11 protein-coding genes are annotated in these 12,950 nt (G+C 61.8%); 4 read left to right on the top strand and 7 right to left on the bottom strand.

What is annotated here, in order from left to right:
• Positions 1 to 128 precede the first annotated feature (128 nt).
• Together ampC and dtpB are read left to right on the top strand one after the other, a co-directional pair.
• Entirely contained in the window at positions 129 to 1,277 is a 1,149-nt protein-coding gene (ampC, locus tag R2E40_RS16530; RefSeq protein ID WP_318163933.1) for an FOX/MOX family class C beta-lactamase, read from the top strand.
• Positions 1,278 to 1,789: 512 nt separating this feature from the next.
• Positions 1,790 to 3,295: a dipeptide/tripeptide permease DtpB gene (gene dtpB, locus R2E40_RS16525; protein ID WP_011706918.1), complete on the top strand. Its 1,506-nt coding sequence runs from the start codon at positions 1,790 to 1,792 to the stop codon at positions 3,293 to 3,295.
• 47 nt (positions 3,296 to 3,342) lie between these two features.
• On the opposite strand, the gene ruvX is transcribed toward dtpB, so the two are convergent.
• Positions 3,343 to 3,765 (bottom strand): Holliday junction resolvase RuvX, encoded by a 423-nt coding sequence (gene ruvX / locus R2E40_RS16520; protein WP_011706917.1) that lies wholly within the window; start codon positions 3,763 to 3,765, stop codon positions 3,343 to 3,345.
• 46 nt (positions 3,766 to 3,811) lie between these two features.
• Positions 3,812 to 4,366 (bottom strand): YqgE/AlgH family protein, encoded by a 555-nt coding sequence (locus R2E40_RS16515; protein ID WP_162516571.1) that lies wholly within the window; start codon positions 4,364 to 4,366, stop codon positions 3,812 to 3,814.
• Between the two features lie 118 nt (positions 4,367 to 4,484).
• Between R2E40_RS16515 and R2E40_RS16510 the strand changes: the two genes are divergently transcribed.
• Positions 4,485 to 6,110: a methyl-accepting chemotaxis protein gene (locus tag R2E40_RS16510; protein WP_318163932.1), complete on the top strand. Its 1,626-nt coding sequence runs from the start codon at positions 4,485 to 4,487 to the stop codon at positions 6,108 to 6,110.
• 96 nt (positions 6,111 to 6,206) lie between these two features.
• On the opposite strand, the gene gshB is transcribed toward R2E40_RS16510, so the two are convergent.
• From gshB to metK, 5 genes are all read right to left on the bottom strand, one after another.
• Positions 6,207 to 7,160: a glutathione synthase gene (gshB, locus tag R2E40_RS16505; RefSeq protein WP_318163931.1), complete on the bottom strand. Its 954-nt coding sequence runs from the start codon at positions 7,158 to 7,160 to the stop codon at positions 6,207 to 6,209.
• Between the two features lie 46 nt (positions 7,161 to 7,206).
• On the bottom strand, positions 7,207 to 7,938 hold the full coding sequence (gene rsmE, locus R2E40_RS16500) for a 16S rRNA (uracil(1498)-N(3))-methyltransferase (protein ID WP_017778459.1): 732 nt from the start codon (positions 7,936 to 7,938) through the stop codon (positions 7,207 to 7,209).
• Positions 7,939 to 8,001: 63 nt separating this feature from the next.
• Positions 8,002 to 8,685: an endonuclease gene (locus R2E40_RS16495; RefSeq protein WP_318163930.1), complete on the bottom strand. Its 684-nt coding sequence runs from the start codon at positions 8,683 to 8,685 to the stop codon at positions 8,002 to 8,004.
• Positions 8,686 to 8,761: 76 nt separating this feature from the next.
• Positions 8,762 to 9,295, bottom strand: a complete 534-nt coding sequence (locus R2E40_RS16490; protein WP_318163929.1) for a SprT family zinc-dependent metalloprotease — start codon at positions 9,293 to 9,295, stop codon at positions 8,762 to 8,764.
• A gap of 69 nt (positions 9,296 to 9,364) precedes the next feature.
• Complete coding sequence (metK, locus tag R2E40_RS16485) at positions 9,365 to 10,516, bottom strand: methionine adenosyltransferase (RefSeq protein WP_011706910.1); 1,152 nt, start codon at positions 10,514 to 10,516, stop codon at positions 9,365 to 9,367.
• Between the two features lie 342 nt (positions 10,517 to 10,858).
• Between metK and tkt the strand changes: the two genes are divergently transcribed.
• Positions 10,859 to 12,850: a transketolase gene (tkt, locus tag R2E40_RS16480; protein ID WP_017409159.1), complete on the top strand. Its 1,992-nt coding sequence runs from the start codon at positions 10,859 to 10,861 to the stop codon at positions 12,848 to 12,850.
• The last annotated feature ends 100 nt before the right edge of the window (positions 12,851 to 12,950 follow it).

The raw sequence follows: 12,950 nt of genomic DNA, 5'->3' as shown, positions 1-12,950 counted from the left end.
AAGTCATGGATAACTCATTGAATCTGGATGATTTGGCTGGCGACTTCACACAGACTTCACACAGGCTCATGCTCGGCACACGCTGGCCGGTTAGGCTGACAGCTCCTGAACATACTGAGATTTTTGCCATGAAACAGACCAGATCCCTGCCACTGCTGGCCCTCGGCACCCTGCTGCTTGCCCCGCTCTCCCTGGCGGCCCCCGTCGATCCGCTGAACGCTGTGGTGGATGACGCCATCCGCCCCATGCTCAAGCAGCACAGGATCCCGGGCATGGCGGTCGCCGTGTTGAAGGGGGGGCAGGCCCACTACTTCAACTACGGGCTGGCCGATATGGCGGCCGGGAAGAAGGTCAGCGAGCAGACCCTGTTCGAGATTGGTTCGGTCAGCAAGACCTATACCGCCACCCTGGGTGCCTACGCCGTGGTCAAGGGGGCGATTGGGCTGGAGGACAAGGTGAGCCGGCACGCGCCCTGGCTCAAGGGCTCCGCCTTTGATGGCATCACCATGGCCGAGCTCGCCACCTACAGTGCCGGCGGGCTGCCGCTGCAATTCCCCGACGAGGTGGAATCGGTCGAGCAGATGCAGGCTTACTATCGCCAGTGGACGCCGGCCTATCAGCCGGGCAGCCATCGTCAGTACTCCAACCCCAGTATCGGTCTGTTCGGCTATCTGGCGGCGAGCAGCCTGCAGCAGCCGTTTGCCCAGTTGATGGAGCAGACCCTTCTGCCCGGACTGGGTATGCACCACACCTATCTCGATGTGCCGAAGCAGGCCATGGGGGACTACGCCTATGGCTATTCGAAAGAGGACAAGCCCATCAGGGTCAATCCCGGCATGCTGGCCGACGAGGCCTATGGCATCAAGACCAGCTCGGCGGATCTGCTCGCCTTCGTGAAGGCCAACATCAGCGGGGTTGATGACAAGGCGTTGCAGCAGGCCATCTCCCTGACCCACCAAGGGTGCTACTCGGTAGGCGAGATGACCCAGGGGCTGGGCTGGGAGAGTTACCCCTATCCCGTCAGCGAGCAGACGCTGCTGGCGGGCAACTCCTCGGCGGTGATTTACAATGCCAACCCGGTCAAACCTGTTGCCGCGTCCCAAGAGACGGGGGGGGCGCGACTCTACAACAAGACCGGCTCGACCAACGGCTTTGGCGCCTACGTGGCCTTCGTGCCCGCCAAAGGGATCGGCATCGTCATGCTGGCTAACCGCAACTACCCCAACGAGGCCAGGATCAGCGCGGCCCATGCCATTTTGAGCCAGCTGGCCCCCTGATCCGCCGCACTTGGCGGACGGCCTACGGGTCGCCAACACCATATTGAAAAGCGCCGGCCAGTCCGGCGTTTTTTTATGCATAGAGGGTTGGCCGCGGGAAAAACAGATCCGTTTGCACCAATAAAACTAATGTGGTTTCATTAGAAAGCTTTACCTATTGCAACAAGTGAAGTGTGATCGGCTATTGGTTTGCGCTAATAGCAGTGTCTTATCATGCCATCTGTCGATTTTTCGGCTTTTACAATTGTCGCGAGAGTGTCCGGTGTCGATGACGGGGGCAAACGGCTGCCAGCCCGTTGCCAAACGCCTGCGGAATATTGTGCCGGGCATGAAGTCGCCCGATCCCCCACCTTATCGTGTCAGGAGCCATCCGGCTTATTCCCAGCCCTGCCAGCTGACCGTCCGCCGCTGCGAGCACAGTGGTGACCACCACAGACAGAGGTGCCCGCGCACACTTATCCGTGCGGGGGGCCCAATCACACCAATAAAAACACCAAGACAGGTAGGTTAGCATGCGTCCATCGGCCCCGACCGGGTTGTTGCAACAGCCCAAACCCTTTTTCATGATCTTCTTCGTCGAACTCTGGGAGCGCTTCGGTTATTACGGCGTCCAGGGGATCCTGGCGGTGTTCTTCGTCCAGCAACTGGGATTTTCACAGGAGCAGTCGTTCATCACTTTCGGTGCCTTCTCGGCACTGGTATATGGCCTCATCTCGGTGGGCGGCTATGTGGGCGACCACGTGCTGGGCACCAAGCGCACCATGGTGCTGGGGGCCATCGTGCTGGTCATCGGCTATTTCATGACCGGCATGTCCATCTACAATCCCGACCTCATCTTCTATGCACTGGGCACCATCGCGGTCGGCAACTGCCTGTTCAAGGCCAACCCTGCCAGCCTGCTCGCCAAATGCTATGAGCGTGGCGATCCCCGGCTGGATGGGGCCTTCACCCTGTTCTACATGTCGATCAACATCGGTTCGCTCATCTCGCTGTCGCTGGCACCGGTCATCGCCGATCACTACGGCTATACGGTGACCTACAACCTGTGCGGGGTGGGCCTGGTCATCGCGCTGCTGACCTTCTTCGCCTGTCGTCACATGGTCAGGGACATCGGCTCCGAGCCCGACCATCTGCCGCTTGATTACGGCAAGCTGCTGCTGGTCTTGCTGGGATCGGTGGCGCTGGTCTTCTTCTGCGCCTGGCTGATGCACCACGTGGTGATCGCCAACATGGTGCTGATGACGGTGACCCTGGCCGTGGTGATCTTCTTCTTTCGCGAGGCCTTCAAGCTCGATGCGGTGGCCCGCAACAAGATGTACGTGGCCTTCGTGCTGATGCTGGAAGCCGTGGTGTTCTACGTGCTCTACGCCCAGATGCCGACCTCGCTCAACTTCTTTGCCATCAACAACATGCATCACGAGATGCTGGGGATGAGCGTCAACCCCATCAGCTTCCAGGCGCTCAACCCCTTCTGGGTGGTGGTAGGCAGCCCGGTGCTGGCAATGATCTATACCCGGCTGGGCAGCAAGGGGCGCGATCTCACCATGCCCCTCAAGTTCACCCTGGGCATGCTGTTCTGCTCCCTCGGCTTTCTCACTGCGGCGGCCTCCGGCATCTGGTTTGCCGATGCTCAGGGGCTCACCTCACCCTGGTTCATGGTGCTCATTTATCTGTTCCAGAGTCTGGGAGAGCTGATGATCAGCGCCCTGGGGCTGGCCATGGTGGCGGCATTGGTGCCGCAGCGACTGATGGGCTTCATCCTCGGGATGTGGTTCCTGACCCAGGCGATGGCCTCCTTGCTGGGGGGCTATGTGGCGACCTTTACCGCCGTGCCGCAAGGGGTCACCGATCCGCTGCAGACCCTGCCCATCTACACGGACGTGTTTGGCAAGATTGGGCTGGTGACGCTGCTGGTGGCGGTGGTGATGGCGCTGATGGTGCCCTGGCTCAACCGCATGATGCATGCCGGTCAGGGTGAAGAAGGGGAGGATCTGCTCTCGCAACAGGCCAAGGCCTGATGCAGGCATGGGGGAGGGGCAGGATTGACCTGCCTCTCCCCCGTCTGTCAACCGTACTGCTCTTCCATCCAGGCTTCCAGGATCAACTGGGCGGAGACTCCGTCCACGCTGCCTTTCTCCAGCGCCCGATAACCCCCCCGCTCGAACAGGCGCGCCCGCGCATCCGTGGTGGTGAGCCGCTCGTCCTTGAACTCCACCTGCTTGCCGAAGCGGCCGTGCAGCCGGTTGCCGAATTTGCGGGCCCGCACCGTGATCTCCTGCTCGGTGCCGTCCATGTTGAGCGGCAGGCCGACAACCAGCAGATCCGGTTGCCACTCCTTGAGCAGTTTGTCGATGTCGTCCCAGTTGGGGATGCCGTCGTTGGCCTTGATGGCGCGCAGGGGCTGGGCCGTGCCGGTAAGCTCCTGACCGATGGCCACCCCTATGCTCTTGGTGCCGTAGTCAAAGCCCATGATACTGCGTGATGACATTGCATTGTTTCCTCAAAATGCATCGCAAAATGCGTGGCAAACGGCATCAGCTGTGGCCGATGTCGCGAGATAGATGGACGGGGTTGACCCCTATGCTGGCAGCGGCTTGCTGCCAGCGCTGATGGATCGGGGTCTTGAACACCAGATCCGGATTGGGCGGGATCACCAGCCAGGCGCCGTCGACCAGTTCCTGCTCCAGTTGGCCGGCGCTCCAGCCAGCATAACCGAGCGCCACCAGCCAGTGGTCCGGTGCTTCCTCGGTACCCAGGGTTTCCAGTATGTCCTTGGAGGTGGTGACCATCAGCTCATCCCCCACCTGCAGGGTGGAGTTGAAGCCGGGCCGGAAGCTGTGCAGCACGAAACCGCGGTCGGCATGTACCGGCCCTCCCTGCAGCACCGGCTGCTTGAGCTCTGGACTGGGAGGCGGCGCCAGTTTGAGCTGGGTCAGCATGGTATCCAGCGACATGTCCACCGGGATGTTGACCACCAGCCCCATGGCACCCTCTTCGCTGTGTTCGCACAGGTAGACCAGCGAACGCTCGAAATAGGGATCGGAGAGGCTCGGCATGGCGAGCAGGAAGTGATTTTGCAGTGTTTGCATATGGGCCAAATATTGCAAAGGTATTTGGGTCAATTATGGCAGTTAGCCGGGGCGGGCAAAACCGCTTTTTACCGCTTGCGGACCGGTTCCCCGCCAGAGTCAGGATGGAGATAACGCCATGGAAGGTATTTCGATCAGACAGAAGTTGATTCTGGGTTGTGTGGTTCCCCTGCTGGCGCTGTTGTTGTTGGTCATCGGGGCAACTCAGGCGATGTCCCGGCTGATGACCGGCATAAACGCCATGTATCAGGGGGAGGTGGTGCAGCTCAAGGAGCTCAAGCAGATCGCCGATCTCTACGCGGTCAAGGTGATCGATGCAGCCAACAAGGCCAATGTGGGGGGCTTTGACCCCGCCAGATCGCGCGCGGACATGAGCGCCGCCCAGCAGGATATCAAGCGCATCTGGCAGGGCTACCGCAGTCAGCCGATGAGCCAGGCGGAGCAGCGGGAAGCCGACCAGATGCAGGGGCTGTTTGCGGCGGCAGACCAGGAGATTGAGGCGGTGATGCAGATCCTGGCCGACATGCAGGGGAGCAATCAGGGTCAGCTGGCCGCCCATATCATGCCGCTCTATCGGGTGATCGACCCGGTCAGCGACGGGATCAGCGCCCTGGTGGAGTATCAGCTGAAGGAGGCCGAGAAGAGCATGACCGAGCTCAACGGGCTCAGGGTGCAGCTCAACCGGTTGTTTATCTTGCTGCTGGTGGTCGGCGGCGCCTGCATCCTGTTCTTCGGGGTGTGGGCCGGGCGCAGCGTCAGCCAGCCCCTGGCTGCCATGGGCGGGATCTTGCGCGGCATGCAGCGGGATCTCGATCTGAGCAAGCTGGCACCGGTGCTGCGTAAGGACGAGATGGGCGGACTGGCCCACTCCCTCAACGAGGTGATCTGCCATTTTCGCGAGCTCATCACCCAGATCAACGGCATGGCGGAGCAGCTTGCCAGGGAGTCGGCCCAGCTGGCCCATATCGGTGTCGAGAGCCGCCACCGCTTCGCCCAGCAGCAGGCCGAGACCGATCAGACCGCGACGGCCATGAACCAGATGAGCGCGACCGTGGCAGAAGTGGCCAACAGCTCCAACAACGCTGCCGATGCGGCGCACCATGCCGATGGGAGTGCCCGGCACGGTCACCAGATAGTGGCGGACGCCATCCAGTGCATGTCCGGCCTGTCGTCCCAGATCCAGAACACCGCCGCCATGATCACCCAGCTGGCCGATGACAGCCGCAATATCAGCAGCGTGATGGACGCCATTCGCGGCATCGCCGAGCAGACCAACCTGCTGGCGCTCAATGCCGCCATCGAGGCGGCGCGGGCCGGTGATCAGGGCCGGGGTTTTGCGGTGGTGGCCGACGAGGTGCGCACCCTGGCCCAGCGTACCCAGCGCTCCACCGAGGAGATCGGCAAGACCATCGTCAAGTTGCAGCAGGGGGCCACCCAGGCGGCGTCCAGCATGGAGCTGGGACTGGATCTAGTGGAGCAGTCCAACCGTACCGTGCTGGCCTGTGGTCAGGCGCTTGGCGAGATAGTCAGCTCGGTCAACGTGATCAACGAAATGAATACCCACATCGCCACGGCGGCAGAGGAGCAGAGCAAGGTGGCCGAGGACATCAGCCGCAATGTGGTCAATATCGCCCACATCGCCAGCGAATCGACACAGGCCGCCTCCCAGTTGAACCAGAGTTGCCACGAGCTGGAACAGCTATCGAGCGAACTCAAGGTGAAGGTGGGGCAGTTCCGCTGTTGACGGGGCAGAGGTAGAAAAGAACAAAAACATGATAGAAAAGAGGCGGCCCCGGGGCCGCCTCTGTTGTTTATCGCCTGTGGTCGTGGCTGGGGCAGCTTAAGCCTTGGCCAGCCGGCGCTCGATGGCATCCATCAGCATGCCGGTGATGTGCACGTTGAAGGCCGCTTCAATCTCGCGGATGCAGGTCGGGCTGGTGACGTTAATCTCGGTCAGACGATCGCCGATGATGTCGAGGCCGACGAAGATAAGACCCTTCTCTTTCAGCGTCGGGCCCACCGCGCGGGCGATGGCCCAGTCGGCTTCGCTCAGGGGACGCGCTTCACCACGGCCGCCGGCCGCCAGGTTACCACGGGTCTCCCCCTGGGCCGGGATCCGGGCCAGGCAGTAGGGCACCGGCTCACCGTCCACCACCAGCACCCGCTTGTCGCCATCCTTGATGGCGGGCAGATAGGTCTGCGCCATGCAGTACTGGCTGCCGTGCTCGGTGAGGGTCTCGATGATGACGCCGACGTTGGCGTCATCCTCCTTCATGCGGAAGATGGAAGCGCCGCCCATGCCGTCCAGCGGCTTGAGGATCACGTCCTTGTGCTGGGCGTGGAAGGCGCGCAGCTTGTCGGCTCTGCGAGTGACGAGCGTGGTCGGGGTGTGTTCGGCAAACCAGGCAGTGTAGAGCTTCTCGTTGGCGTCGCGCAGGCTCTGCGGTTTGTTGACGATGAGGCAACCCTCATCCTCGGCCCGCTCCAGCATATAGGTGGCGTAGATGAACTCGGTGTCGAAGGGGGGATCCTTGCGCATCAGGATCACGTCCAGGCTGGAGAGCGGCTGATCCACCACCTCGCCCAGGCTATACCAGTCGGCATAGTCATATTTGACGGTGAGCGGACGCATGGTACCGAAGGCGCGACCGGCCTCCATGTAGAGGTCTTTCATCTCCAGATAGAACAGTTCGTAGCCGCGCTTTTGCGCCTCTTCGAGCATGGCGAAGCTGGAGTCCTTCTTGATGTTGATGGCCGAGATGGGGTCCATCACGATGCCGAGTTTAATGGTCATCCGCTGTTCCTTCTGTAGAGGAGCCCGCCTTGGCAGGCTCCGGGAGTTAGGCCAGATCGCCGAATCGACACTGCAGCGCAGTAATCGCCGTCAGGGCGGCGGTTTCGGTGCGCAGCACCCGCGGCCCCAGCAGCATCTCTTTGAAATCTTCCTGCACGGTACGGGCGATCTCGTCGCTCGACAAGCCCCCTTCCGGGCCGATCAGCAGGCGCACGCCGTGCTCAGGAACGGGCAGGGTGTTGATGCTGTAAGGGGCGCGCGGGTGCAGGTTGAGCTTGAGCTCCTGGGTCTCTTCCGCCAGCCAGGCGTCCAGCTCCATCGGCATGCGCACCTCGGGCACGGTATTGCGGCCGCACTGCTCGCAGGCGCTGATCACTACCTTCTGCCACTGCTCGCGTTTTTTCTCCAGCCGATCGGCCGGCAGCTTGACGCCGCAGCGCTCGGAGAAGAGCGGGGTGATGCAGGTGACGCCCAGCTCCACCGATTTCTGGATGGTGAAGTCCATCTTGTCGCCGCGGCTGATCACCTGACCGAGGTGGATGGCCAGTGGGGATTCCACCGAGCGGGTGTCGCAGCTGTCGATGGTCACCTCCACCGACTTCTTGCCCACATTGGCGATGGTGGCGGGGTACTGGTTGCCGTCGCCGTTGAACAGCTCGAGCTGCTGACCCGGCTGCATGCGCAGCACCCGGCCGATGTGGTTGGCACCGTCTTCCGACAGGGCGAGGGTCTGGCCCACCTGCAGGGCGGCCGGTTCATAGATACGTGGAATGCGCATGGCTCAGTGTCAGTCTCTGGTTCAAGAAGAGGGATTTTCAATCCCTTGTGTCCATAGATGGGGTTATCGGCACTGCTTTTCAATAAAGGGGTTGGTATTGCCCTGCAGCTTGCCGATGCGGCGGTTGCGCTCGCACTCCCAGCCGTCGGCCGGGTACTGCCTGTCCCAGGCTTCGAACAGTTTACGCTGTTGCGCCGCGAGACGCAGCCCATACTGCTGGCTCATGTAGAGGTAGGCGCGGGCGATCTGGCCGCGTACCGGTCCCTTGGGCGGCTGCACCTGGCGATTCTTGAAGTCCACCAGCATCCGGCACTGGCCGTATTGATCCGGGGTGCCATTCCAGTCGGAGAAGCGGTAGTTGGCCCGATCGCCGTTCACCTCGCCGATGGCGGGGAAGAGGTTGTGCATGTCCCCCTCCATCTGGTTGAACTCGTCGCTCTTGCCGCAATTCTTGCGACCGCCCTGTTGCCAGCACTGCAGCTGGTGGCCGAACTCCCAGGCCGGCACCACGTGTTCCCACTCGATACGGGCGGCGCGCTTGGGCTGCTTGCGCGGCTCATAGCCGCAGCTGGCCAGATCCGGGCTCATTTTCTTGCCCTGATAGTCAATCTTGCAGCCGCAGTAGAAGGTAACCGGATGATCCTGATAGAGGCGGTTCAGATCCTGTTTGGCGGCGCGAAAGGTCTGGGCATGCAGGGGCAGACTGACCAGCAGGGTCAGGGCGAGAGAGAGCAGGGGACGAAACATGGTGATCCTTGGCAATGAGATGGTTGGCGGAAAAAGCAGAGAGGCACCCTAGCACAGGGACGCGACACCGGCTGGCTTACTGCGACGAGCCAACCCGCTCCAGCGGCTGCTTGCAGCGGCGGCAGTGGTAGCGGGCCTCGCCGCGTATCACCTTGTTGTGGCGGCGCACCGACAGCTGATGCTGCTGGCAGAGGCAGCGATAGGGGATGGTCTGCTGCGCCAGGACCGCCAGATCGAAGCTGTGGGTGGTTCTGGGCTCAAGGCCGAACACCTCCCGCATCACCGATTGCCACTGGCGGCCGTGGGGCAGCACCCGCGATCTGCCGCGCCCTTCGCCCCACAGGGCATAGACCAGCAGGTGGGCCACCTCGTGGGGCACCACCTCGGCCAGAAACGCCTGCTGGTTGGCCTGATAGAGGGCCGGGTTGAAGCGCAGCTCCCAGGTTTGCAGCCGCGCCGACCCCGCCGCCCGGCCGCGCATGTTGCAATGGACTTGTGGGCGGGGAAAGGGGCGGCCAAGGCGTGCTTCGGCCTGCACAAAACAGGCGTCGACGCGGGCGAGCAACTGATCGTGCAGGGCGGGATCGAGGCGGGTAGCGGTGACGGACATCGGGTTCTCGGCAAATGGCGGACAAGCAAAAGGGGAGCCAGGCTCCCCTTTATACCACAAGCGTGACGCTTACAGACCGGCGGCGGAACGCAGCAGTTCGGCCTTGTCGGTCTGTTCCCACGGGAATTCGTTGCGACCGAAGTGACCGTAGGCGGCAGTGGCCTGGTAGATCGGGCGCTTCAGATCCAGCATCTGGATCAGGCCGTACGGACGCAGTTCGAAGTGCTCGCGTACCAGCTTGACCAGCAGATCCTCGGCGACCTTGGCAGTGCCGAAAGTTTCGACGCTGATGGAGGTCGGCTCGGCCACGCCGATGGCGTAGGAGATCTGGATTTCACAGCGATCGGCCAGACCGGCAGCGACGATGTTCTTGGCCACGTAGCGGGCGGCGTAGGCGGCGGAGCGGTCAACCTTGGACGGATCCTTGCCGGAGAAGGCGCCACCACCGTGACGGGCCATGCCGCCGTAGGTGTCGACGATGATCTTGCGACCGGTCAGACCGCAGTCACCCATCGGGCCGCCGATGACGAAACGGCCGGTCGGGTTGATGAAGTATTTGGTGTCCTTGTTGACCCACTCGGCCGGCAGCACCGGCTTGATGATCTCTTCGCGCACCGCTTCCACCAGATCCTTGTGGCTGATGGATTCGGCGTGCTGGGTAGAGAGCACCACGGCATCCACACCGATGATCTTGCCGGCGTCGTCGTAGGCGAAGGTCAGCTGGCTCTTGGCATCCGGGCGCAGCCACGGCAGGGTGCCGTTCTTGCGCACTTCAGCCTGACGCTTCACCAGCAGGTGAGAGTAGGTGATGGGGGCCGGCATCAGCACGTCGGTTTCGTTGGTGGCGTAGCCGAACATCAGGCCCTGGTCGCCCGCGCCCTGCTCCAGCGGATCGCTGCGGTCAACGCCCTGGTTGATGTCCGGGGACTGCTTGCCGATGGCATTCAGCACGGCGCAGGAGTCGGCATCGAAGCCCATGTCGGAGTGGGTGTAGCCGATGTCGCGCACGGTGTCGCGGACGATCTGCTCGATGTCTACCCAGGCGGTGGTGGTTACTTCACCGGCCACCATGACCATGCCGGTCTTGACCAGGGTCTCGCAGGCAACGCGGGCCTTGGTGTCTTGCTTGAGGATGGCGTCCAGGACCGCATCGGAGATCTGGTCCGCAATCTTGTCGGGATGGCCTTCGGAGACCGACTCGGAAGTAAACAGCTTTGCCATGATGGGATTCTCAGCTTGTCTGGGGTTATCGCCGCAGCAATAACCGGGTGATGATAGGATGATTGTAGAGGTATCTACATCTGGACGTCCATTTTAGTTAGCGCCCCCCTCGATTGCCAGCACTATTTTGGTTTTACCGCCCCCCGGCCGAACAAGATCCGCGCTTTACCCCATTTGGGGTGTAAAGCGGTTACGACTCAATCGTTTGCCCCGTCAAGAAAAGCGATTGAGCTCCCAAAGCCACTTTATTCGCCCAGATAATATTTGCACGCCGCGCCCCCTGCTGGGACAATAACGCGCCTTAATCTTGGCCATCAAATGAAGCAATCGCAGGAGATACAGATGCCTTCTCGTAAAGAGCTTGCCAATGCCATTCGCGCATTGAGTATGGATGCCGTTCAAAAAGCCAACTCCGGTCACCCGGGCGCCCCCATGGGAATGGCGGATATCGCCGAAGTGTTGTGGCGCAGCCACCTCAAACATAACCCGAACAACCCCAAGTGGGCCGACCGCGACCGTTTCATTCTCTCCAACGGCCACGGCTCCATGCTGCTGTACTCCCTGCTGCACCTCTCCGGTTATGACCTCTCCATCGACGATCTGAAAAACTTCCGCCAGCTGCACTCTCGCACCCCGGGTCACCCGGAGTACGGTTACGCGCCGGGCGTTGAAACCACTACCGGTCCGCTGGGTCAGGGCATCACCAATGCCGTCGGCATGGCGATCGCCGAGAAGGCCATGGCCGAGCAGTTCAACCAGCCGGGTCACGACATTGTCGACCACTACACCTACGCCTTCATGGGCGACGGCTGCCTGATGGAAGGTATCTCCCACGAAGCCTGCTCCCTGGCCGGTACCCTGCAGTTGGGCAAACTGATCGCGTTCTGGGATGACAACGGCATCTCCATCGACGGTCACGTGGAAGGCTGGTTCACCGACGACACCGTCAAGCGCTTCGAAGCTTACGGCTGGCACGTGATTGCCGCCGTTGACGGCCACAGCCCGGAAGCGATCAACGCTGCCATCGAAGCCGCCAAGGCCGAGACCGGCAAGCCGACCCTGATTTGCTGCCGCACCATCATCGGTTACGGTTCCCCGAACAAGTCCGGTTCCCACGACTGCCACGGCTCACCGCTGGGCAACGACGAGATCGCCGCCGCCCGTGCCTTCCTGAAGTGGGACCACGCGCCGTTCGTTATCCCGTCCGACATCGCTGCCGAGTGGAACGGTCAGGAGAAGGGCGCCAAGCTGGAAGCCGACTGGGCTGCCAAGTTCGCCGCCTATGAAGCCGCTCACCCGACCCTGGCTGCCGAATTCAAGCGTCGTACCGCTGGCGAGCTGCCGGCCAACTGGGCTGCTGAATCCGCCAAGATCATCGAAACCCTGCAAGCCAACCCGGCCAAGATTGCTACCCGCAAAGCCTCCCAGAACTCGCTGGAAGCCTTCGGCAAGCTGCTGCCGGAATTCATGGGTGGCTCTGCCGACCTGGCACCGTCCAACCTGACCATGTGGTCCGGCTCCAAGTCCCTGACCAACGACGATGCCTCCGGCAACTACATCCACTACGGTGTACGCGAGTTCGGCATGTCCGCCATCATGAACGGTATCGCCCTGCACGGTGGTTTCATCCCCTACGGCGCCACCTTCCTGATGTTCATGGAATACGCCCGCAACGCCCTGCGCATGGCCGCCCTGATGAAGCAGCGCGCCATCTTCGTTTACACCCACGACTCCATCGGTCTGGGTGAAGATGGCCCGACTCACCAGCCGGTCGAGCAGATCGCCTCCCTGCGTCTGACCCCGAACATGAGCACCTGGCGTCCCTGTGACCAGGTTGAATCCGCCATCGCCTGGAAGCACGCCATCGAGCGTACCGACGGCCCGACTGCGCTGATCTTCTCTCGTCAGAACCTGGCCCAGATGGACCGTACTGCCCAGCAACTGGCCGATACCGCCAAGGGTGGCTACGTGCTGAAGGATTGCGCTGGCAAGCCTGAGCTGATCCTGATCGCCACCGGTTCCGAAGTGGAACTGGCCGTTGCCGCCTATGAGCAGCTGACTGCCAAGGGCCGTGCCGTGCGCGTGGTCTCCATGCCGGCCACCGACGTGTTCGACGCTCAATCTGCCGAGTACAAAGAGTCCGTTCTGCCGGCCTCCGTCACCAAGCGTGTGGCCATCGAAGCCGGCATCGCCGACTACTGGTACAAGTACGTCGGTTTCGGCGGCAAGATCATCGGTATGACCACCTTTGGTGAGTCTGCACCGGCCGAGCTGCTGTTCAAGGAATTCGGCTTTACCGTGGAAAACGTGGTTGCGACCGCAGAGTCCCTGTAACAGCCCCTGTAATTCCTGAACGTTGGGCCACTCTGGCCCAATAGCCGGAACGATAAAACGCCCTCCATCGCAAGATGGAGGGCGTTTTTTATTGGATATA

It is taken from the genome of Aeromonas sp. CD, assembly GCF_033349375.1.
GTDB classification, from domain to species: Bacteria; Pseudomonadota; Gammaproteobacteria; order Enterobacterales; family Aeromonadaceae; genus Aeromonas; species Aeromonas hydrophila.
This window is presented reverse-complemented; position numbering and strand designations above follow the sequence as displayed.

What these genes read in the sequence shown, in the direction of transcription:
- ampC (WP_318163933.1), top strand. Translation starts at nt 129, where the DNA reads ATGAAACAGACCAGATCCCTGCCACTGCTGGCCCTCGGCACCCTGCTG.
- metK (WP_011706910.1), bottom strand. Translation starts at nt 10,516, where the DNA reads ATGGCAAAGCTGTTTACTTCCGAGTCGGTCTCCGAAGGCCATCCCGAC.
- R2E40_RS16510 (WP_318163932.1), top strand. Translation starts at nt 4,485, where the DNA reads ATGGAAGGTATTTCGATCAGACAGAAGTTGATTCTGGGTTGTGTGGTT.
- ruvX (WP_011706917.1), bottom strand. Translation starts at nt 3,765, where the DNA reads ATGTCATCACGCAGTATCATGGGCTTTGACTACGGCACCAAGAGCATA.
- dtpB (WP_011706918.1), top strand. Translation starts at nt 1,790, where the DNA reads ATGCGTCCATCGGCCCCGACCGGGTTGTTGCAACAGCCCAAACCCTTT.
- gshB (WP_318163931.1), bottom strand. Translation starts at nt 7,160, where the DNA reads ATGACCATTAAACTCGGCATCGTGATGGACCCCATCTCGGCCATCAAC.
- R2E40_RS16490 (WP_318163929.1), bottom strand. Translation starts at nt 9,295, where the DNA reads ATGTCCGTCACCGCTACCCGCCTCGATCCCGCCCTGCACGATCAGTTG.
- tkt (WP_017409159.1), top strand. Translation starts at nt 10,859, where the DNA reads ATGCCTTCTCGTAAAGAGCTTGCCAATGCCATTCGCGCATTGAGTATG.
- rsmE (WP_017778459.1), bottom strand. Translation starts at nt 7,938, where the DNA reads ATGCGCATTCCACGTATCTATGAACCGGCCGCCCTGCAGGTGGGCCAG.
- R2E40_RS16495 (WP_318163930.1), bottom strand. Translation starts at nt 8,685, where the DNA reads ATGTTTCGTCCCCTGCTCTCTCTCGCCCTGACCCTGCTGGTCAGTCTG.
- R2E40_RS16515 (WP_162516571.1), bottom strand. Translation starts at nt 4,366, where the DNA reads ATGCAAACACTGCAAAATCACTTCCTGCTCGCCATGCCGAGCCTCTCC.